We start from the raw sequence: 20481 nt of genomic DNA, 5'->3' as shown, positions 1-20481 counted from the left end.
CGTTGTAGGGGAGGTGACCTCGACGATACGGACAACTCGATTCTCGATCCTGGACCGCTCGCGCACCATCGAGGGCCGTCCGGAGGCGGACGCGCTGCGCGGCACGGTAGCGCTCGCCCGGCGCGCCGAGGAGCTCGGTTACCACCGCTTCTGGGTCTCCGAGCACCACAGCGTGCCGGGTGTCGCGGGCTCCGCGCCGACGGTGCTGGCCGCGGCGGTGGCCTCGGCGACATCGGCCATCCGGGTCGGCACGGGCGGGGTGATGCTGCCCAATCACCGTCCGCTGGTGGTCGCCGAGCAGTTCGGAGTGCTGGAGTCGCTGTTCCCCGGGCGGATCGATATGGGACTCGGGCGGTCGGTGGGCTTCACCGACGGTATCCGGCGGGCGCTGGGCACGGAGAAGGACGCCACCGAGGACTTCAGTGCCCAACTCGCCGAGCTGCTGGGCTACTTCACGGGTAGCCAGACGAGCCATCCGCAGGTGCACGCACGGCCGGCGGAGGGCCTGAGCGTGCCCGCTTTCGTGCTGGCCACGGGCGCGGGGGCGCAGGTCGCGGCGGCGGCCGGGCTGGCACTGGTGATCGGTGACCTCCGGGGGCGGAAGAAGATGCTGGAGGCGATCGACGCGTACCGTGCCGGGTTCCGGCCCTCGGCTCTGTGGGACCGGCCGTATGTCGTGATCTCCGGGACGGTGGCGGTCGCGGGTACGCGGGAGGAGGCGCATCGGCTGCTGGTGCCGGAGGCCCGGTCGCTGGCGCACTCGCGCGTGCATGGGGTGTTTCCGCCGTTGCGGTCCGCTGAGGACGCCTACTCGGCCGCCGACGGCATGTCCGCCCGGGAGCGGGGATTCTACGAGGACGCGCTGCGCGGTCATGTCCACGGCACGGAGGGTGAGGTCGCGGAGGCGCTCGGTGCCTTGATCGAGCGCAGTGGCGCGGATGAGGTGCTCGTGACCACCAGCTCTTACGACCGTGCCGCGCTGCTGGAGTCGTACGAGCGGCTGGCCGGGGTCGCGGGGCTGGTGGGGCGGGGCTGATGGAGCCCGCGGAGCGGCGCCGTGGCCAGGACGGCGCCGCTCGGGCGTTCTACCAGCTCAGCTGGGTGTCCGAGGGCGTGCGGACACGCCCTGGTGCTCAGAGCGCTGCCGCCGCGGGCTTCTGCATACCGCGTACGGTGCGCGCGTCGACGAATTCACCCATGGCCGTCATTTCCCACTCGCCGGAGAACTGGCGGATGAGCTTGGCCATCATCACGCCGGTGCGCTGCTCCGAGCTGGTGAGGTCGAAGCGGACCAGTTCCTCGCCGGTCTGTGCGTCGGTCAGCCGGCAGTACGCCTTGGCGACGTCCGAGAACTTCTGGCCGGAGAAGGAGTTCACCGTGAAGACCAGGCCGGTGACCTGCGGGGGCAGCCCGCCGAGGTGGACGGTGATGACCTCGTCGTCGCCGGAGCCGTCGCCGGTGAGGTTGTCGCCGGAGTGCTGGATCGCGCCGTTCAGGATGGACAGCTTGCCGAAGAAGCAGTTGTCGATCTTCTTGCGGTCCGGGCCGTAGGCGATGACGGAAGCGTCCAGGTCGATGCTCTTGCCGCGGAACGCGGGCTCCCAGCCGAGGCCCATCTTGACCGAGGTGAGGAGCGGCTGACCGCCCTTGACCAGGGAGACCGTCTGGTTCTTCTGGAGGCTTACGCGGCCCTTGTCGAGGTTGACCTTGTCGAGGGAAGGAAACCCGGGAGCAGGGGCAGCACCGGTCTGGCCAGGGGGAGCCGCTGCCTGCGGCGGGGCGACGGGGGCGGGGGCCGGAGCCGGGGGTGCCTGAGGGGCGGGGGGTGCCTGCGGTGCGGCCGGGGCGGCCGGCTCCTCGTCCACGCTGACGCCGAAGTCGGTGGCGATTCCCGCCAGGCCGTTGGCGTAGCCCTGGCCGACGGCGCGGACCTTCCAGGCGTCGTTGCGGCGGTAGATCTCCACGACGACCAGTGCGGTCTCGGCGCCGAGGCGGGGCGGGGTGAAGGAGGCGATGAGGCTGCCGGTCCCGGCGTCGCGGACCGTGCCGGTCGGCTCGGTGCCGGCGAAGGTCGCGCCGGGGGCGTCCAGGCTGGCGGTGACGACGATCTTATGGATGTCGCCGGGCACCGCGGCGGTGTCCACGGTGATGGTGTCGCCGTTGCCGCCGGCCGCGGCGGTGTGGGTCACGCCGGGGCCGTTGGGCTGGTTGTAGAACACGAAGTCGTCGTCGGAGCGCACCTTGCCGTCGGCGGTGAGGAGCAGGCCCGACACGTCGAGCCGCACGGGGGCGGTGACGTCCACCGCCACCCGCGCGGAGGTGAGCGGGAGGTTCGAGCCAGGAGTCATAGCGGTCATGCCAGCAGTAACGAACGGCTCCCTTTTGCGGTTCCATTACCCGTACTCGGATGGCCGTCCGGTACGGATGGGCCGCCCGATTCGGGTGATCAGCGACGTTCGCGTGAATTGCCGAAGAGCAGTCGGTAGATGATCAGCAGGACCAGGGCCCCGGCGACCGAGGCGATCCACATGGACGGTTCGCCGAAGTCCTTCGGTATCGGCCGGTCCAGGATTTTGGTGGACAGCCAGCCGCCGATGAAGGAACCCACGATGCCGATCAGCGTCGTGCCGACGAGCCCGCCCGGGTCGCGTCCCGGCAGCAGGACCTTGGCGATGACGCCCGCGATCAGTCCCAGTACAAGCCAGCTGACGATGCCCATGATGCGTTTCCTCGTTCCTGCGCGGTGATTCGCCGTGCTTCGTCCTCAAGGACGCAAGGAGGCGGCATCGAGTTCCGTACGGTGACGGAAAGCGCTGGTCGGTGTCGCAATCGGGGTCAGTGGGGCCAGACGGGCGGATCGGTGCAGAATGCGCCGCCGAGGTGGGCGTGTTCCGGGTCGCCCCAGGAGAGTTCGCCCTGGGCGGCGATCAGTTCGGCGGCGTAGGGCTCGGAGTCGTCCTGGGGGTCGTAGCCGAGCGCGCGGGCGGTGGAGAGGTCCCACCACAGGCGGGTGTTGGCGGAGGAGGCGTAGGCGACGGTGTGGCCGACGTCCGGGGCGGTCAGGGCCGCGTGCAGCAGGCGGGCGCAGTCGGCCGGGCTCATCCAGAGGGAGAGCATCCGGACGGTGGTGGGTTCGGGGAAGCAGGAGCCGATGCGCAGTGAGACGGTCTCGATGCCGTGCAGGTCCCAGTAGAGCGAGGCGAGATCCTCGCCGAACCCTTTGGACAGGCCGTAGTAGGTGTCGGGGCGGCGGGGCGTGTTGACCGGGATCGCGCCGGAGCCGTCCGCGGGGCGTGGGGTGAAGCCGACGGCGTGGTTGGAGGAGGCGAAGACGATCCGGCGTACGCCTTCCTCGCGTGCGGCTTCGTAGAGGTGGTAGGTGCCCTCGATGTTGGCCCGGAGGATCTTCTCGAACGGGGCCTCCAGGGAGATGCCGGCCAGATGGATGATCGCGTCGACGTCGCGTACCGCCTCGCGCAGCGCCTTGCGGTCGGCCAGATCGGCGGTGATGACGTCCGGTTCGCCGGCTGTGTTCTCGATGGGCCGCTGGTCGAAGAGCCTCAGTCGGTATCCGTACGGCGGCAGCAGCTCGCGCATCAGGGTGCCCAGGCCGCCGGCGGCGCCGGTGAGCAGGACGGTGCGGGGTGCGGTCATGGGCGGGTACTCCTCCGGCTGACGGCTGAGCTGCAAGGCTGTATGTGCGGACGGCATTCAGATGTGTGGACACGCTAGGGAGTCGGCTGACGGCGGGTCAAGACGCCTGACGGACTGGGCGAATCCGGTTGCGCGGCGCCGATTTCGGTCCCTTGACCGGCGCGGGAGGGCTGCAATAGCGTGATGATGTTCAGGGACGTGGGCACTGATCACAGACATGTCTAGCGTGTGCAGTGCGACAGGTACGCGCGACAGGTGCGCGCAGAGACATGTATGAGCATGCCAAGGAGAGCCCGTTGACCTCAGAGCCTCCCCCAGCCACTGCTGGGAGGTACCCCCACCTCGCCGACCGCCTCGACGGACTGCTGTTCTTCCCCGTGACCGCGTACGCGCCGGACGGCGCCCTGGACCTGGCGGCCTTCCGCACCCATGTGCGGGCCGGGATCGACGCAGGCGCGGCAGCGGTCTTCGCCTGCTGCGGCACCGGCGAGTTCCACGCCCTCACCCCCGAGGAGTTCGCCGACTGCGTCGCCGCCGCGGTCGACGAGGCCGCGGGCCGGGTCCCCGTCGTCGCCGGTGCGGGCTACGGCACCGCGCTCGCAGTCCAGTTCGCCCGCCTCGCTCATGAAGCCGGCGCCGACGGGCTGCTCGCCATGCCGCCGTACCTCGTCGTCGCCGGACAGGACGGCCTGCTGCGGCACTATGCCGAACTCGCCGCCGCCACCCCGCTTCCCGTCATCGTCTACCAGCGCGACAACGCCGTCTTCGAACCGGCCACCGTCGTCGCGCTCGCCAAGACCCCGGGCATCATCGGCCTCAAGGACGGCCTGGGCGATCTGGACCTGCTGCAACGCATCATCAGCACGGTACGCAGCGAGGCCCCGGACGAGGAGTTCCTGTACTTCAACGGCCTCCCCACCGCCGAACTCACCGGTCCCGCCTACCGGGGCCTGGGTGTCCGCCTCTACTCCTCCGCGGTCTTCGCCTTCGCCCCCGAGATCGCCCTCGCCTTCCACCAGGCGCTGGACACCGGCGACGAGGCCACCGTCGCCCGGCTGATGGACGGCTTCTACCGCCCGCTGGTCGAACTGCGCAAGCGGGGCCACGGATACGCCGTTTCGCTGGTCAAGGCCGGTGTGCGGCTGCGTGGTCTGGATGTCGGCGAGGTCCGGCCACCGCTGAGCGAACCGGCCCCGGCGCACGTCAAGGAGCTGGCCGAGCTGATCGAGCACGGCCTGGCACTGGTACGGGGAGCCGGCGCCTGATGCGTACCGCCGCGTTCCTCTACCCGTGGGACGTCGTCGGCGACCCGGACGCCGCGGGCCGTATCGCCGCCCTCGGCGTCCACCAGGTCACCCTGGCCTCCGCCTACCACTCCACTCGCGCCCTCACCCCGCGCCACCCCCGCCACCGCATCATCACCGCCCGGCACGCCGCCGTCCTCTACCCGCCGGACGCCACCCGCTGGGCGGGGCGCGCGCTGCGGCCGTACACCCAGGACTGGGTCGAGGGCGAAGACCCCTTCGGTGCGGCCGCGCGGGGGCTGGCCGACGCGGGCCTGGAAGTGCACACGTGGGTGGTGCTGGCGCACAACTCCCGCCTGGGCGCCGAGCATCCGTCCGTCGTCGTCCGCAACGCGTACGGCGATCCGTACCCCTGGGCGCCGTGCATCGCCCGCCCCGAGGTGCGCGATCATCTCGTCGCTCTCGCCGCGGAGGCGGCCGTACGGCCCGGCGCCCGTGGCACCGAGCTGGAGTCCTGCGGCTGGTACGGACTCGCCCATCTGCACGCCCACGACAAGATCGGCGGAGTGCCGCTCTCCGGTGCCGCGCAGTATCTGATGTCGCTGTGCTTCTGCACGGTGTGCCGGGACGGATACGCCGAACTGGGCTTGCCCGCAGAGGAGTTGAGGCGTGTGGTGGTGCGGGCACTGGAGCCCCTGTGGGGGGATGCGGCGGGTGGGCCGACGGGTCGGGCGGGGGAGTGGGGCGCGGTCGAGGAACTGCTCGGTGCGGACCTCGCGGGGGTGGTGCGCACGTGGCGGGACCGGGCCGCACGGACCCTTCAGCGCGCGGCCGTACGCGCCGTACGGGACGCCGCGGCGGGCGAGTTCCGGGTGCTGCTGCATGCCGATCCCGCCGCGCACCGCTGCGGCGCGAACGTCGGTGTGGACCCAACGGACGTTCTCGCACATGCCGATGGCGTCGTCGTACCGTGCACCGGTGACGCCGCGGCCCGCGCCGATGCCCTCGGCCCGTTCGCGGACCGCCGGGCAACCGGCACCGCCGCCGCGACCGTCGCCGCCAATCTCACCGTGGTCTCCGGAATGGGCGGCAGCCCCGGCACCCTCGCCGCCGATGCCGCGCACGCCGCCTCGCTGGGCGCGAACGAACTGCGGCTCTACCACGCGGGTTTGGCGAGCGACCGGGACCTGTCCGCCGTGCGGGCCGCGCTGCGCGACACCGTGGGGAGTACCGCGCGCTGAAACAGCCGGGCGTGCCGCATCGGCTCGGCCGGTCCGGTCGGCTTCGCGGAGGCCGTGTCCCTGGCGCCGGTGAGATGCGCGAAGACGACGACGTTGCCGAGGTATTCCTGCTTGTCCGTGTCGAAGCCGCCGCCGCAGGTGATCAGGCGGAGTTCGGGCCGGTCGGCTTCCCCGTAGACCTTGTCGTCCGGGAATTCCTTGCCTTCGTAGACCTCGACCGCGTCGACGGTGAAGATCGCCGTCCGGCCGTCCTTGCGCAGGATCTCGATGGGGGTGTTCTTCTTCAGGGAGCCCAGGCTGTAGAAGACGGCGGGCCCGGAATGGCTGTCGACGTGGCCGGCGACCAGGGCGGTGCCCCGGGCTCCGGGGGCGGTGCCGTCCTTGTACCAGCCGGCCAGGTTCTCGGTGGCGTCCGGCGGCGCGTCAAGGCTGCCGTTCGCGGCCAGGCCCAGCTTCATCAGGGGCGCGTCGATCTGCGCGGACGGCACCGTGACCCGTATCGGCTCCGAGGCGGGCAGCGGCGGGATGGCGGGCACCGCGGGCACCGCGGGCCGGGCGCCCGGCGGACCGGCGCCGAATCCCTGGGCGGCGGACGGCTGGGGCGGAGTGCTGGTCTCGGTGCCGTGGCTGATGAGCCAGAGCCCGGTGCCCAACGCGAGCGCCGTGATGCCGGCTATGACGGTTCTGTCGCCACGGGCGCGGCTGCGGGTTCCCATCGCTGTGCGCACTCCTCCCGGGAAGCGAGGATCGGTCCGCGGCCCGGCCCCCCGACTGCGGCGGAGGCGTGCGGCCGCGGCGGCTCACGGCGACCGGCCGTGGCCGGTCTCCCTCAGGAGCGGCCCCCCTCGCGACGGCGGCGCATCACCCGGATGCCACCGGCGACAGCGGCCATCAGCAGGGCCGCGCCCGCGGCGACCTCGGTGCCGCTGGAGCTCTCGGTCGTGGTGCCGACACCGGTCTTGACCTTGCCCTGGGGAGCCGGCGTGGCGCTGCCGCTCTCTTTGCCGGCCGAGCTGCCGGCCATCGTGCTGCCCGTGGTGCCGCCCCTGGTGCTGCTTTTGCCGATGGTCTTGCCGATGCCGACGGTGCCGGTGATCTCCCTGCCGTCGGAACAGGTGCCGCCGATGCCGTAGTTGCCGGGCTGGGTGCCGGACGGAATCCGCAGCGAGCCCTGTACGTTCTCGGAGTGCGTCCGGCCCTTGGGCGCGAGCCGGACGGTGCCGGCGCCCAGCGAGCTCGCGTCGACCCTGGCCGAGCCGTGTCTGCCGCAGGCGCTGCTGGTCAGATTGACCGTGAAGCCTGCCTTGGCCGTGCCGGGGGAGACCTCGATGGTGCCGAAGTCGCCGGCGAACGCCGCGGTGGTGGAGAGGCCGAGCGCGGCGGCGGACAGCGCGGCACCGGTGAGAACTCGACTGGGACGCATGGTGACGCACCTCCACGAAGCGCGGACCGGGCACGTCGCTGTGCCGCGAGAAGAGTTGTCGGAGTTCCACGCCTCCTGATTCCGAGGTAAGCGGCCCGGCGCCGCCCGAGCCTGCTGACGCGATGTCAGAACTCGCTCGGCCGGTCGATGCGCCTCCCGAGATCACCAAGAAAAGGGCAGGTCGGAGCGGGCTTTTCGGTGATGGTTCGTAATCCGGCGCATTGGGATGATCGGGTGACGGGGAGTGTCCGGGCCCGGCCCTGATCCACCGGACGGGCCCTGGACCTACTCGTCTGGCCCGGTCTAGCCCGGCCGCACGAATCCGCATTCGTACGCGGCTATCACCGCCTGGGTCCGGTCCCGCACCCCGAGCTTGGCCAGCACCCCCGCGACATGCGTCTTCACCGTGGCGGGGCCGACCCCCAGCCGGGCCGCGATCTCGGCGTTCGTCAGCCCGGCCGTCATCAGCCGCAGCACCGCGCGTTCCCGTTCCGACAGCCTCGCCCGCAGCGCCCGCGCCGCGTCGTCCGCCGCGCGCTCCCCGGCGTGCCGGGCGGCCAGTGCGCGGACCGCCGCCGGGAAGAGCAGCGAGTCGCAGCGCGCCACCAGCCGTACGGCCTGGACCAGCTCCTCCGCGCCGGACCGCTTGAGCAGGAACCCGCTGGCCCCGGCCCGCAGCGCGTCATAGACATAGGCGTCGTTCTCGAACGTCGTCACCACAATGATGCGGGGCGGCTCGGACATTCCGGCGAGCACCTGCTCGGTCGCGCGGATACCGTCGATCTCGGGCATCCGGACGTCCATCAGGACGATGTCCGGGCGCAGTTCACGGATCAGCGGCACCGCCTCCGCGCCGGACGAGGCCTCGCCGACCACCTCCATGTCGGCCTCGGCGCCGAGGATCGCGCGCAGCGCCGTACGCACCATCCGCTCGTCGTCGGCGAGGACGATACGGAGCGGGCGGGCGTCGCCGTCCTCGGGAGGCGTGGCTGCCTCCGTGCCCGTTCCCGTCGCATCCGTACCGTCGTCGTCGCTCCGCACCGTGCTCATGCCCCGCTCGCCCACCCTGTCCTTGACCCGGTCATCCGGTCGCTCGCCATGTCCCGCCGTGCCCCGTCGCACGCCCCGTAGCGGGCGTCCCGCTCACCGCCCCGCCCCCAGTGGCAGCCGTGCGGTCAGCCGCCATACGCCGTTCTGCGCCGCGGCCGTCGCATTGCCGCCCAGCAGCCGGGCGCGCTCGCCGATCCCGCGCAGCCCGCGGCCGCCGCCCGTACGAGCCGCCGGGGCAGCGGCGTCCGCCGTGTCGTCCACCGTCTGCGCCGCCGTCAGCGGGTTCGTCATGTTCAGCGTCAACTCCAGCTTCGTGACGCTGAGTTGGAGCTGCACATGAACCGGGCCGGCGTGCCGCAGCGCGTTGCTGAGGCCCTCCTGCACGATCCGGTACGCCTCCCGCGAGACCACCGGCGGCAGCCCGGCGCAGCTCCCCTCGATCGTCGTCTCGACCTGCAGGCCCGCCGCGCGGGTGCGGTCGAGCAGGGCGTCCAGGCCGTCCAGGGTGGGTGCCGGAGTGGTCGGATTGGCGCCGTCCTCCTCGCGCAACAGCCCCAGTACGGTGTCCAGTTCCGCGACCGCCTCGCGGGTGGTCTCCTCGATGGCGGTCAGCGCCTGGCGGGCGAACTCCGGATCCGCGTCCAGGACCCGGCGGGCCGCGCTCGCCTGCAGGGTGACGGCGCTGAGCGCGTGCCCCACGGAGTCGTGCAGCTCGCGGGCCAGCCGGTTGCGGGAGGCCAGATCGGCGGCTCGGCGCTCGGCCGCGGCCAGCCGGTCGGCGGGTGTCGGCCCCAGCAGCGCCGGTGCGCAGCGCGCCTGAACCGCCCCGCAGATCTGTACGGTCGTGAGCAGCACCACCACCAGCGCGATCCCGGACACCGGACCGAGCCAGCCGTTGAACTGTTCGGAGAAGCCGATCCTGCTGGAGCGCAGGGACGTGGAGAACGGCGACAGCATCAGCACCACCACGGCGGGTGGCATGGCGAGCGTCATGCCGCTGACGATTCCGCCGGTGAACAGATGCAGGGTGAACCATGTGGCGGTGCGCCGGCGGACCTCCCAGGACGCCGTGGCCACGGTGTCCGGCCCGTCGTCCGCCAGCCCGCAGAGCGCCCTGGCGGTGACCGTCTCCACGATCCTCACGACGGGGAAGAGGACGGTGACCGCGCTGAACCAGGCGACGGGGAGGGCCGCACCGAACGCCTTGTACCAGTCCGGGTCGGTCAGCAGGCCGGGCGTGGCACCGAGCACCGCCAGAAAGACCGACATCAGCAGGAAGTACGGCATCAACAGCGCGCCGCCCAGCACCATATGGATCCAGCGCCGGGCAAAGACTCCCGCCCATGCACGTACCGCGGCTATCCGTATGGCGGTTATGCGTACCGCGGTTATGCGCATCGCGCCTCTCCGCACCGGGCTGCCTCACGCTCGGCGAAGAAGTGGGCACCGGCGACTGCCACAAGCATCCCGACGATCATCTGCACAGAGTAGGTCACGCTCAACAGGGGGCTGGGCAGCATCGGATCGCCTGCCCTGGCCGAGAGCGTGGTGAATGTCATCCAGCCGCCCCAGCAGGCCAGTGCGCCCGAGCCGATCCAGGCGGCGGCCAGCGGCAGCAGCAGCGGTACGCGGCGGCCGCGCCCGTAACCGAGCATCAGCGCCCCGGCCGCCGCGAGCGCCGCGAACAGGACGTAACCGGCATCGTTCAGGCGGGAGTTGAGATCCTGCGCCGCGGCCCGCGCGGGGTTCAGGCCGGCCGTGCTGCCGGCCGCCCACAGCAGATGTGTCACGGCGGGCAGCACCGCCAGTACGGCCACCGCGGCCGCGGACAGCCGGCGCGCGGACCGGGTGGGGCCGTCGGGGAGCGTACCGACGCGGCCGCGCCACAGATGGCCCCAGCGTTCCCTCGCGTACAGCACGAACAGGGCGCCCAGGGTCAGCGCCTGCACGATGAAGCCGGTGTAGACGACGCTCCACACCCAGGGGGCGAGGAACCGGTCCGGGTCGCCGCCGAATCCGTCGCCGCCGGTGACGGCCCCACCCCCGTGGGAGCCGTCACGCAGCACCGAGGCCAGCGTCTGGACGGGGAAGACCACGACGATCGGCGCGAGCAGGCCGGTCGCGCACCACATGGGCAGCACCAGCAGCCAGGCCGGCACCCGCCGACCCCAGGGCCGGGTCAGCAAGAACGCCAGGATGATCACCGCGGCGTCCATCAGCACGGTGAGCCCGTTCATAGCCATCAAGGAGTCGCCGCCCTGGCGTAGCGGGCTCCCCTCGGGGATGCCGATACGGCCTCCCGCGATCCAGGCGATCTTGAGCGAGAGGTAAGGGATGCAGGCGGCCAGGGCGGTCGCCCGCAGAACGGAGCGGGTGCGCTGCGGGGTCATGCGACCAGACTTCCGGTGTCCCGCCCCGGCCGCCTCGCCCCTGAAGACGATCCGCCTCCGCCGGACGGGGGAGCCGAACGACGGAGGCGGAGGAGAGGCCCGCGGTGCCGCGGCGCCGAACCGCGGGTCAGAGGCGCCGGGTGGCCAGCGTCAGCCGGTCCCGCGCGTCGAACAGCGCGTCCTTGATCATCTGCTCATGGTCCGGGGTCAGCCGGGCCACCGGCACCGAGCAGCTGATCGCGTCCCGCGCCGGGGTGCGGTACGGGATCGCCACGCCGAAGCAGCGCAGGCCCAGGGTGTTCTCCTCGCGGTCCACCGCATAGCCCTGCTCGCGCACCGCGTGCAGCTCCTCGATCAGCTGCTCGCGGTCGGTGATGGTGTGCTCGGTCAGCGCCGCGAGCGTGGGCGGCAGCATCGCGCGGACCTGGTCGTCGGTGTACGTGGCGAGCAGAGCCTTGCCCAGCGAGGTGGAGTGCGCGGGCAGCCGGCGGCCGACCCGGGTGAAGGGCCGCAGATAGTGCTGGGACTGGCGGGTGGCGAGATAGACGACGTTGACGCCGTCCAGCCGTGCGAGGTGGATGGTCTCGGTGGTGTCGTCAGAGAGCCGGTCCAGCGTCGGGCGGGCGGCGGCCACCACTTCGTCGCCGTCGATGTACGACGTGCCGACCAGCAGGGCCCGGACGCCGATGCCGTAGCGCGTGCCGGTGGCGTCCGTCTCGACCCAGCCCAGGTCGACGAGGGTGCGCAGCAGCATGTAGAGGCTGGACTTCGGATAGCCGACGGCTTCCTGGACGGAGGCCAGGCTGTGCATGCCGGGGCTGCCCGCGAAGTACTCCAGCAGCTCCACCGTCCGCACCGCGGACTTGACCTGCGATCCACCGGTATCGGCAGTTGACATCGCCCTTGACCCCTCTGCTCGGACAGCCATAGAGTCCCATTTGTTCATGATCCGGGACGACGTTCAGCATATCGAACGCCGTCCGGTGTACTGCAAGACTCGTACGTCTCAGCAATCCTCGGTACGACTCAGTTCTCGGTACGACTCGGTACGGCATCGCCCGGGAGGAATGCACGGTGGCAGCAGCGGCAGCACCAGTCTGGAGTGTCGACCCCCGAACCGGGAAGCCACGCGAGCAGGTTGCGGTGGAGGCCACAGCGGCCGAGGTGGACGCGGCGGTACGCGCGGCACACGCCGCCCGTGCCTCGCTCGCCGACCGCGCCGTACGCACCGCCCTCCTGCGCCGCGCCGCCGACCTGCTCGACGAGGCGGGCGACCAGGTCATCGAGGCCGCCGACGCCGAGACCGCACTCGGTCCCGGCCGGCTCACCGGTGAACTGGGCCGCACCACCTACCAGTTGCGGACGTTCGCGGACATCGTGGCCGAGGGCGCGTTCCTCGACGTACGCATCGACCACGCCGACCCCGCCCTCGCCCCGCCGCGCCCCGACCTGCGCCGCTACAAGATCCCGCTCGGTCCCGTAGCCGTGTACTCCGCCAGCAACTTCCCGCTGGCCTTCTCCGTACCCGGCGGCGACACCGCCAGTGCCCTCGCGGCCGGCTGCCCCGTCGTCGTCAAGGTGCACCCCGACCACCCCGCCACCTCCGAACTCTGCGCCGCGCTGCTGCGCCGCGCAGCCACCGACGTCGGCCTGCCCCAGGGTGTGCTGAGCCTGGTGCACGGCTTCCAGGCCGGCATCGACCTGGTGCGCCACCCGCTGATCACCGCCGCCGGGTTCACCGGCTCGGTGCGCGGCGGCCGTGCCCTGTACGACGCGGCCGCGGCCCGTCCGCACCCCATCCCCTTCCACGGCGAACTGGGCAGCCTCAACCCCGTCGTGGTCACCGAGGCGGCGGCCGGCGAACGCGCCGAGCAGATCGGCGCCGGACTCGCGGCCTCGATGACGCTCGGCGTCGGCCAGTTCTGCGTCAAGCCGGGACTCGTCCTGGCACCGGAGGGCGAGGCGGGCGACCGGCTGCTCACGTCCCTCACCGCCGCCGTCAGCGACACCGAGCCGGGCGTTCTGCTCGACCACCGGATGCGGGACGCGTTCCTCGACGGCGTCCGCACCCGCGCCGAACTCCCCGACGTCCAGGTCCCGGTGACCCCCGGCGCGGGCGGCGAGCACACCGTCAGCGCGGGCTTCCTCGCCGTCCCCGCCGCCCGCCTCGCCGCCGAAGGGCCGCACGACGTCCTCCTGGAGGAGTGCTTCGGCCCGGTGACCGTCCTCGCCCGCTACGCCGACGAGGCCGAGATCGTCGCCGTGCTCGCCCGGCTCCCCGGCAACCTCACCGCGACGCTCCAGCTCAGCGAAGCGGAGAGCGCCGGAACCGACGAGGAGGGACGCGACACCGGTGGCGCTGGGCACGGCAGCGACGGCGCCGGCCTAGGCGCCGGTGGCGCTGGGCATGGTGGCGACGGCGCCGGCCTAGGTGCCCGGCTGTTGTCCGGCCTCACCCCGCTCGCCGGACGCGTCGTCGTCAACGGCTGGCCGACCGGCGTCGCGGTCGCCCCCGCCCAGCACCACGGCGGCCCCTACCCGGCCACCACCTCCACTTCCACCTCCGTCGGCGGCACCGCCGTCGAACGCTGGCTGCGCCCGGTCGCCTACCAGGACACCCCGCCCGCGCTGCTCCCGCCCGAGCTCCGCGAGGACAACCCGCTCGGCCTGCCACGCCAGGTCGACGGCCGCGCCGAGGGCGCGTAGCGGCACCGTGCGCACCGCCACCACCACCGGCCCCGGCCTCCAGGTCCGCGCTGCCACCCCCGCCGACCTGGAGGCGATCGCCGCCCTGCACACCCGCGCCCGCGCCGCGTACGCCCGCAACCGGGTCCCGGACGCCCCCTTCGACGCCCCGGCGGAACACGCCCGCCGACGCGCCGCCTGGGAACGCGTCCTGAGCCGGGACACCCCCACCCTCTGCGCCGTACGCCACGGCACGGTGATCGGCGCCGCCTCCTACCGCGCGCGCCGGTCCGGGGCCCGGGACGCGGCTCCGGGCACCGTCGAACTCCATCAGCTACACGTCGACCCCGGCCACTGGGGCACCGGCGTCGGCCGTGCCCTGCACACCGCGTGCCTGCACGCCTGGCGCGCGGCCGGCCACTCCCGGGCCGTCCTCGAAGTGCTCTGGCACAACCACCGCGCCCGCACCTTCTACACCGGCCTCGGCTGGCGGCCCGACCCGGACCGCCGCCCCGCCCCCGACGCCACCCACCTCACTCTGGTGCTGCCCCTGGACGCGTACGTCCCTCCCGCCGGGCAATGATCTGCAACCGCTCGGCGGTGCGCCCGTCCAGCGTCGCGACCGAGCCCACCCGCTCCCGCACCACCGAGAACCCCGCCTCGCGCACCAGTCCCCGCAGCCGCTCCGGCGCATGATGACGGAACACCCCGCCGTCAGGCGTCTCGAACACCCCATACGTGCCGTGCTGCTGGGCGAACCGCCCGTACAACTCCTGGTGGTACGCATCGTCCTGCAACGGCACATCGCTCAGATACAGCACCCCGCCCGGCCGCACCAGCCGCCCCAGCTCCGCGATGATTGCCGACTGCGCGGCGTCCTCCGGAACGCACGTCAGCACCGCGAACAGCAGCGCCGCATCGAACGCCGCGTCCTCGAACGGCAACGGGAACTCCGCGCACCGCATCAGATCCAGCCCGGGGTGCTCCCGCCGCCCACGGGCGATCAGCGCCGCCGAGACATCCACCCCACGCACCGCGCCGTACCCGAGTTTCACCAGCTCGGCCGTCAACCGCCCGTACCCGCACCCGTAGTCCAGCACCAGGGCGGTACGCGGCAGATATCCGTCCAGCAATTCCGGATCGAGCGGATGGGTGAAGGTCTTGGCGGAACCGGTCGTTTCCCAGAAGCCGAGAAGGTCCTGTGACGAAGTCATGCCGGGACCGTACCCAGAAATCGGCGTGCCGCTCGATCGACGCGTTATGTCCGCATCCTTATGCCTGCCGCCTTATACCCGCCGGTTTATGTCCGTCACGTCATGCCTGCCCCGTCTCGAAGCGGGTCACCTTGCCGTCCTGCACGGTGAACCGCCAGCGGGTGCTCATATCGCCCCAGGTGTCATTGCTGTAGCGGGCCAGCAGTGAAAGCCCGTTGTCGGTCTCCGACTCCACTTCCATATGGCCGTGCGAGGAGAAGATCTCCTGTTCGCTCCACCGGGCCAGATCGCGGTCGGCGCCGTCGTCGGACATCGTCGCATCCGGCATCAGAGCGGCCTTGAAAGCGCCGCGGTCATTGGCATTGAGGGCGGTGACAAAGGCGCGCACGGCGGGGTTGCTCAGACTGTTGGCGGGAATGCTCACAGCAATTTCCTTCAATGTCGGGACACTGAGATGCCGAGGCCCGGCAGCATATTTTCCCGACGAGCTCGCACAGGGGACCGGCGGCGTGTCGAGCGCGCCGCGGCGGCAGGACGCGAAGCTCGGCGACAGAGGAATAGCGGGCAGCTCCCGGAGGTTCCGCAGAGGTAATCCACCCGAAGCCCGCCGAAGCCCGAAGCCCGAAGCCCGAAGAGAGTCAGTCATCCATGCGCGTCGAAATCTGGTCCGACATCGCCTGCCCCTGGTGCTACATCGGCAAGGCCCGCTTTGAAGCCGGGCTTGCCGGGTTCGCGTACCGGGACGACGTCGAGGTGGTGCACCGGTCCTTCGAGCTGGATCCGAAGGCGCCGGCCGCCACCGATGTGCCGGTGCTGGAGATGCTGGCGGCGAAGTACGGCGTGAGCCGTGAGCAGGCGGAGGGCATGGAGGCCCGGGTCGCGGAGGCGGCGGCCGGGGAAGGACTGGAGTACCGGTCCGACCGGATTCACGGGAACACCTTTGATCTGCACCGGCTGCTGCACCTCGGTAAGGAACACGGGGTTCAGGACGCGCTGCTCGATGCGTTTTACCGGGCCAATTTCGCGGAGGCGCGGACGCTCGGGGACCCCGGGGTTCTGAGCGACACAGCCGTCCATGCCGGAGTGCCGGCCGACGAGGTCCGGCGGGTGCTGGCCGATCCCGGTGCGTACGCGGAGGAGGTGCGTGCCGATGAGCGGGAGGCCGCGGAGCTGGGTGCCACCGGAGTGCCGTTCTTTGTCATCGACCGGCGGTACGGCATCTCCGGCGGGCAGCCCGCGGAGGTTTTCCGGCAGGCGCTGGAGCGGGCCCACGCGGACGGCGCCGGCACCCTTGTCCAGGGTGCGCCGGCCGGTGATGCTGAGGTCTGCGGGGACGACGGCTGCGCGGTGCCGGGGATGTGAGGGCGCGTCGGCCCACCCGTAACCCCTCCGACCAGCGCGGATAAGGGATGCTTGCGGGGCCGCGAAGCAAATTCCCGATGGACGGGGCACCGATCGCCCAGCACAGTGGGGGCATGCAGCGACGTGAGCTACGCAAACCACTGGGCGGGGCCGAATTCGCGCCCGATACGACCTATCTGAACTCCGCCTCCAGCGGACTCCTCCCCGCACGCACCGCCGCCGCCCTGCGCGCGGCCATCGACGAATCCGCCTCCCACGGCACCATGGGCCGCGACTACTTCGGCCCCGCCGCGGCCTCCCGGGCCGCCTTCGCACGGCTGCTGGGCCTCCCCGAGGAGCGGGTGGCGATCGGCAGTTCGGTCGCGGTGCAGGCCGCGTTCGTCGCCGGCACGCTCCCGCCGGGCGCCGAAGTGCTGGTCCCCGAGGGCGACTTCAGCTCTCTGGTCAATCCGCTCGCCATCCGGCCCGGCATCACACTGCGCACCGCGCCGCTGGAGGACCTCGCCGAGGCGGTGCGTCCCGGCACGGCGCTGGTCGCGTTCAGCGCCGTGCAGTCGAGGGACGGCCGGATCGCCGACATGGCGGCGGTACAGGAGGCCGCGCGGGCTCACGGTGCGCGTACCTTCCTCGACATCACGCAGGCCGCCGGCTGGCTGCCGCTGAGCGTCGCCGGCTTCGACTATGTCGCCTGCGGGGCCTTCAAATGGCTGCTGTGCCCGCGCGGCGCCACCTTCATGGCGTTCGGCGGGGACGGCGACGAGGGCGGCGCCGCGGCCTGGCCGGCCGCGCTGCACTCGGGCTGGGTGGCCGGTGAGGACCCTTACGAGTCCTGCTACGGACCGATCCGGCAGTCGGCCGCCACCGCCCGGCGCTTCGACGAACCGCACGCCCACTTCTCGTACGTCGGAGCCCAGCACTCCCTCGCGCTCCTCGACGAGATCGGGGTCGCCGCCATCCACGCCCACAACACCGCGCTCGCCGACCACTACCGGGCCGGTCTGGCCGAGCTCGGACTCTCCCCCGTTCCGGCGCCCGGCTCGGCGATCGTCTCCGCCCCCGGGCTCGCCGACGTGGAGAGCCGGCTGGCCGAGGCGGGCGTACGGGTCGCGATGCGTGACGGGCAGCTGCGCGCGGCCTTCCACCTCTACAACTCCACGGACGACGTGGACCGGTTGCTGGAGTTGCTCCGCCCCTAGGCCGACAGGGCCTAGACCCCGCGCGACCGGCGGCGGGTTCGCCAAGTGTCGTGGCGTCGCTTTCCGTGCTCTGCTGGAAGGGGCCGGTCTTCCGGTACGGGATCGCCTTGTGTGCGGAACGGCGGGAGGGCCGCCATGTTGCACGTCCGTCTCGCGGCGCCGGCACCCGCCCGACCCGTGAACCTGCTGCCGAAGCGTGAGCTGGCGGTGGCGTGGACGCTGATGGTGCTGCTCGCGGTGCCGGCATGGGTGCTCACCGCCGGTCAGGCGGACGCCATGGGCAGCGAGCCGGGGACGATGGGCCTGGCGCTGCCGCTGTTTCTGGTGCTGTGGCTGGTCATGATGGTGGCGATGATGTTCCCGTCGGTGGCACCGGTGGCCATCACCTGGGTGCGGGCGATCGGCCGCCGCACCGGCGGGCTCACCAGGGCGGGCCGGATCGCCCAGTTCGCCGGGGGCTATCTGCTGGTCTGGACCGGATTCGGGGTTCTTGTCTACGGCGTGCTGGCGGCGACCGGCCCGCTGGTGGCCGAGAGCCCGGACGTGGGGCGCTGGATCGGAGCGGTGGCATTCCTGCTCGCGGGAGTACAGCAGCTCAGCCCCCTCAAGCGGATCTGTCTGCGGCATTGCCGCGACCCCCTGGGCCAGCTCGCCCGGTACGCGCGCTTCCGGCCATGGGCCCGTGACCTGCGGGTGGGGGCGCACCACGGGCTCTACTGCCTCGGCTGCTGCTGGGGCCTGATGATCGTTCTCATTCCGCTCGGCGTGATGAATGTGGCGGCGATGGCCGGGCTGGCCGCGGTGATCTTTCTGGAGAAGCTGTGGCGGCAGGGGCTCTGGCTCTCCTGGGCGGTCGGTCTGGCCTTTCTCGTCCTGGCCGGCCTTGCCCCGTTCCAGGACTGGCTGCTGCCCGGCCTCCAGACGGAGATGGACCCGATGACGCACCGGGCCGCAGGTGCATGATGGAAGGGAAGTCCCGCCGCAAGGGAAGTCCCGCCGCACCGCCGGTCGCCGCGCGAAAGAGCGTCGGCCCCAGGCACAGACCGCCGGCCCTCACTGCCGTGCCGCCAACACCGGACCCGCCGGGTGCGGGGCGTGAGGAGGCGCAGCGATGACCGAATCAGTGACCACCGTTCCGGCATGGCACGTTGCCGGCGACTGGTTCGACACATGCAAGTGCGACATCCCCTGCCCGTGTTCGTTCGCCCAGCCACCCACCTACGGCGATTGCGAAGGCGTACTGGTCTGGCACATCCGCGAGGGTCACTACGGCGATGTGCGGCTGGACGGCCTCAACGTGCTGATGCTGGCGTCGTTCGTGGGCAATGTGTGGGGCGAGCACTCCGATGCGTATGCCGCGGTCTTTCTCGACGAGCGCGCGGACGACGCGCAGCGCGCGGCCATGGAGATGATCTTCGGTGGACAGGCCGGCAGCTGGCCCGCCGAGCTGGTCGCCATACTGGGACCCGAGATGCGGGGCATGGCCGTCGCCCCCATCGAAGTGGAGATCGACGGGGACCTGGGGTCCTGGCGGGCGGCGATCCCCGGCAAGGTCGAGGCGCGCGCGGAGGCGCTCACCGGGCCGACGACGCCGGACGGCGCGCGGGTTCAGACGACCAACCTGCCGGGGTCGGAGACGGGCCCCGGCCAGGTCGCGACGTGGGGCCGGGCCACCACCGACCGAGCGGACGCCTTCGGGTTCACCTGGAGCCGGGAAGGCCGGTCCAGCAAACACATCACCTTCGACTGGGCCGGACCGGAGTAGCGTCCGGCCCCTCGCACGGCCGGCCGTCCGGCGGGAATGCCGGGGCCGTGCGGGTTGCTGATCCCATGGCCAACGTTCAGCTCAGTATGTGAGTTGACGCCCCGTTGACCAGTCGAGAGGCCATCAGTGACCACCGCGTTCGACCCCGTAGATCTCGCCGGCACCCCGCTCGCCAACCGCATCGTCATGGCACCGATGACGCGGAACCGCGCCACCGCCGAGGGCGTCCCCACCCCGTCTATGGTCCGCTACTACACCCAGCGGGCCTCGGCCGGGCTCATCATCACCGAGGCCGCCCAGACCGCCGCCGTCGGCCGCGGCTACCCGCTGACCCCCGGGCTGCACACCGCCGAGCAGACCGCCGGCTGGCGCGCGGTCACCGACTCCGTGCACGCCGCGGGCGGCAAGATCTTCGCCCAGCTGTGGCACGGGGGCCGGATCGGCCACCCGGTGCTGCTGCCCGACGGCCTGGTGCCCGTCGCGCCCTCCGCGGTCGCCGCGGCCGGGCAGGGCTTCACCCAGGAGGGCCTGAAGGACTTCGTCACACCGCGCGAGCTGACCGGCGAGGAGATAGCCGAGACCATCACCGGGTTCGCGGCCGCGGCCCGTAACGCCATCGAGGCCGGGTTCGACGGGGTGGAGATCCACGGCGCCAACGGCTATCTGGTCCACCAGTTCCTGGCGCCCAACGCCAATCTGCGCACCGACGAGTGGGGCGGCTCCGACGAGGCCCGCGCCCGCTTCGCCATCGAGGTCGTCAAGGCCGTCGCCGCCGAGATCGGCGCGCACCGCACCAGCCTGCGGATCTCGCCCGGCAACACCTTCAACGACATCTCCGAACCCGCGCCCGAGGCCGCCTACACCGCCCTGGTCGAGGCCATCGCCCCGTTGGGCCTGGCCTATCTGCACACCTGCGATGTGCGCGACACGGAGCTGCTGGCCCGGCTGCGCAAGCGCTTCGGCGGCACCTTCCTGCTCAACCCGGCCACCGACGGCCGGCCCACCGGCCTTGAGGAGCTCCCGCTCGTCGAGGCGGGCGAGGCCGATCTGCTGGCGTACGGCGCGCTGTTCCTCGCCAACCCCGACCTGCCCGAGCGGCTGGCGGCCGGCGGCCCGTTCAACACGCCGGACCGCACGAGCTTCTACGGGGGCGATGACTCCGGGTACATCGACTATCCGACCCTGGACGCCTGAGTGACGGGGAGGGGGAGAGCGGTCCGAACGCACGGCGCGGCCGCCGCACAGTCCCTGCTGTGC

At 71.9% G+C, this 20481-nt stretch carries 20 protein-coding genes and 1 pseudogene; 10 read left to right on the top strand and 11 right to left on the bottom strand.

The genetic code is table 11. From position 1 onward, the window contains the following. The first annotated feature begins 13 nt into the window (after positions 1–13). Positions 14–1036 carry an MsnO8 family LLM class oxidoreductase gene (locus tag AB0I10_RS23380; protein ID WP_363154505.1) on the top strand — a complete coding sequence of 341 codons (1023 nt, stop codon included), beginning with the start codon at positions 14–16 and terminating at the stop codon, positions 1034–1036. A gap of 97 nt (positions 1037–1133) precedes the next feature. On the opposite strand, the gene AB0I10_RS23375 is transcribed toward AB0I10_RS23380, so the two are convergent. The 3 genes from AB0I10_RS23375 to AB0I10_RS23365 form a co-directional block, all read right to left on the bottom strand. Continuing rightward, positions 1134–2348: a TerD family protein gene (locus tag AB0I10_RS23375; RefSeq protein ID WP_363154551.1), complete on the bottom strand. Its 1215-nt coding sequence runs from the start codon at positions 2346–2348 to the stop codon at positions 1134–1136. Positions 2349–2446: 98 nt separating this feature from the next. Then, a complete protein-coding gene (locus AB0I10_RS23370; protein ID WP_363154504.1) occupies positions 2447–2719 on the bottom strand; it encodes a GlsB/YeaQ/YmgE family stress response membrane protein in 273 nt (90 codons plus the stop codon). 116 nt (positions 2720–2835) lie between these two features. Next, positions 2836–3654: an NAD(P)-dependent oxidoreductase gene (locus tag AB0I10_RS23365; RefSeq protein ID WP_363154503.1), complete on the bottom strand. Its 819-nt coding sequence runs from the start codon at positions 3652–3654 to the stop codon at positions 2836–2838. Positions 3655–3950: 296 nt separating this feature from the next. Here AB0I10_RS23365 and AB0I10_RS23360 point away from each other — a divergent pair, with 296 nt between their 5' ends. Both AB0I10_RS23360 and AB0I10_RS23355 read left to right on the top strand, forming a co-directional pair. After that, complete coding sequence (locus AB0I10_RS23360) at positions 3951–4919, top strand: 5-dehydro-4-deoxyglucarate dehydratase (RefSeq protein ID WP_363154502.1); 969 nt, start codon at positions 3951–3953, stop codon at positions 4917–4919. Next, complete coding sequence (locus AB0I10_RS23355) at positions 4919–6139, top strand: hypothetical protein (RefSeq protein WP_363154501.1); 1221 nt, start codon at positions 4919–4921, stop codon at positions 6137–6139. Before AB0I10_RS23360 ends, AB0I10_RS23355 begins: the two co-directional genes overlap by 1 nt. Before the next feature lie 59 nt (positions 6140–6198). Here AB0I10_RS23355 and AB0I10_RS23350 read toward each other — a convergent pair. From AB0I10_RS23350 to AB0I10_RS23325, 6 genes and pseudogenes are all read right to left on the bottom strand, one after another. Continuing rightward, a pseudogene (locus AB0I10_RS23350) lies at positions 6199–6855 on the bottom strand (class F sortase); the annotation flags it as partial. Between the two features lie 113 nt (positions 6856–6968). Then, entirely contained in the window at positions 6969–7562 is a 594-nt protein-coding gene (locus AB0I10_RS23345) for a hypothetical protein (protein ID WP_363154500.1), read from the bottom strand. Between the two features lie 303 nt (positions 7563–7865). Next, complete coding sequence (locus AB0I10_RS23340; protein ID WP_363154499.1) at positions 7866–8612, bottom strand: response regulator transcription factor; 747 nt, start codon at positions 8610–8612, stop codon at positions 7866–7868. A 93-nt stretch (positions 8613–8705) separates the two neighbouring features. Further along, positions 8706–9923 carry a histidine kinase gene (locus AB0I10_RS23335; RefSeq protein ID WP_363154550.1) on the bottom strand — a complete coding sequence of 406 codons (1218 nt, stop codon included), beginning with the start codon at positions 9921–9923 and terminating at the stop codon, positions 8706–8708. Positions 9924–10000: 77 nt separating this feature from the next. Continuing rightward, complete coding sequence (locus AB0I10_RS23330; protein ID WP_363154498.1) at positions 10001–11002, bottom strand: hypothetical protein; 1002 nt, start codon at positions 11000–11002, stop codon at positions 10001–10003. A 127-nt stretch (positions 11003–11129) separates the two neighbouring features. Beyond that, positions 11130–11900 carry an IclR family transcriptional regulator gene (locus AB0I10_RS23325; protein WP_363154497.1) on the bottom strand — a complete coding sequence of 257 codons (771 nt, stop codon included), beginning with the start codon at positions 11898–11900 and terminating at the stop codon, positions 11130–11132. Between the two features lie 176 nt (positions 11901–12076). Here AB0I10_RS23325 and AB0I10_RS23320 point away from each other — a divergent pair, with 176 nt between their 5' ends. Continuing rightward, entirely contained in the window at positions 12077–13708 is a 1632-nt protein-coding gene (locus AB0I10_RS23320) for an aldehyde dehydrogenase (NADP(+)) (RefSeq protein ID WP_363154496.1), read from the top strand. A gap of 7 nt (positions 13709–13715) precedes the next feature. Next, complete coding sequence (locus AB0I10_RS23315; RefSeq protein ID WP_363154495.1) at positions 13716–14270, top strand: GNAT family N-acetyltransferase; 555 nt, start codon at positions 13716–13718, stop codon at positions 14268–14270. Here AB0I10_RS23315 and AB0I10_RS23310 read toward each other — a convergent pair. Together AB0I10_RS23310 and AB0I10_RS23305 are read right to left on the bottom strand one after the other, a co-directional pair. Next, positions 14221–14901, bottom strand: coding sequence for a class I SAM-dependent methyltransferase (locus tag AB0I10_RS23310; RefSeq protein ID WP_363154493.1), 681 nt, complete (start codon positions 14899–14901; stop codon positions 14221–14223). The genes AB0I10_RS23315 and AB0I10_RS23310 overlap by 50 nt on opposite strands. Before the next feature lie 100 nt (positions 14902–15001). Beyond that, positions 15002–15325 (bottom strand): nuclear transport factor 2 family protein, encoded by a 324-nt coding sequence (locus tag AB0I10_RS23305; RefSeq protein ID WP_363154492.1) that lies wholly within the window; start codon positions 15323–15325, stop codon positions 15002–15004. Positions 15326–15549: 224 nt separating this feature from the next. Between AB0I10_RS23305 and AB0I10_RS23300 the strand changes: the two genes are divergently transcribed. The 5 genes from AB0I10_RS23300 to AB0I10_RS23280 all read left to right on the top strand — a co-directional run bounded on the left by AB0I10_RS23300 (position 15550) and on the right by AB0I10_RS23280 (position 20418). Beyond that, positions 15550–16263, top strand: coding sequence for a DsbA family oxidoreductase (locus AB0I10_RS23300; RefSeq protein WP_363154491.1), 714 nt, complete (start codon positions 15550–15552; stop codon positions 16261–16263). Between the two features lie 113 nt (positions 16264–16376). Continuing rightward, a complete protein-coding gene (locus AB0I10_RS23295; protein ID WP_363154490.1) occupies positions 16377–17459 on the top strand; it encodes an aminotransferase class V-fold PLP-dependent enzyme in 1083 nt (360 codons plus the stop codon). 135 nt (positions 17460–17594) lie between these two features. Then, on the top strand, positions 17595–18422 hold the full coding sequence (locus AB0I10_RS23290) for a DUF2182 domain-containing protein (RefSeq protein ID WP_363154489.1): 828 nt from the start codon (positions 17595–17597) through the stop codon (positions 18420–18422). 148 nt (positions 18423–18570) lie between these two features. After that, positions 18571–19224: a DUF1326 domain-containing protein gene (locus tag AB0I10_RS23285; RefSeq protein ID WP_363154488.1), complete on the top strand. Its 654-nt coding sequence runs from the start codon at positions 18571–18573 to the stop codon at positions 19222–19224. Between the two features lie 126 nt (positions 19225–19350). Next, entirely contained in the window at positions 19351–20418 is a 1068-nt protein-coding gene (locus AB0I10_RS23280; RefSeq protein WP_363154487.1) for an alkene reductase, read from the top strand. Positions 20419–20481 lie beyond the last annotated feature (63 nt).

Source organism: Streptomyces sp. NPDC050636 (assembly GCF_040654775.1).
Lineage (GTDB): Bacteria > Actinomycetota > Actinomycetes > Streptomycetales > Streptomycetaceae > Streptomyces.
The sequence above is the reverse complement of the archived record's forward strand: the minus strand, read 5'-3'. Positions and strand labels throughout refer to the sequence as shown.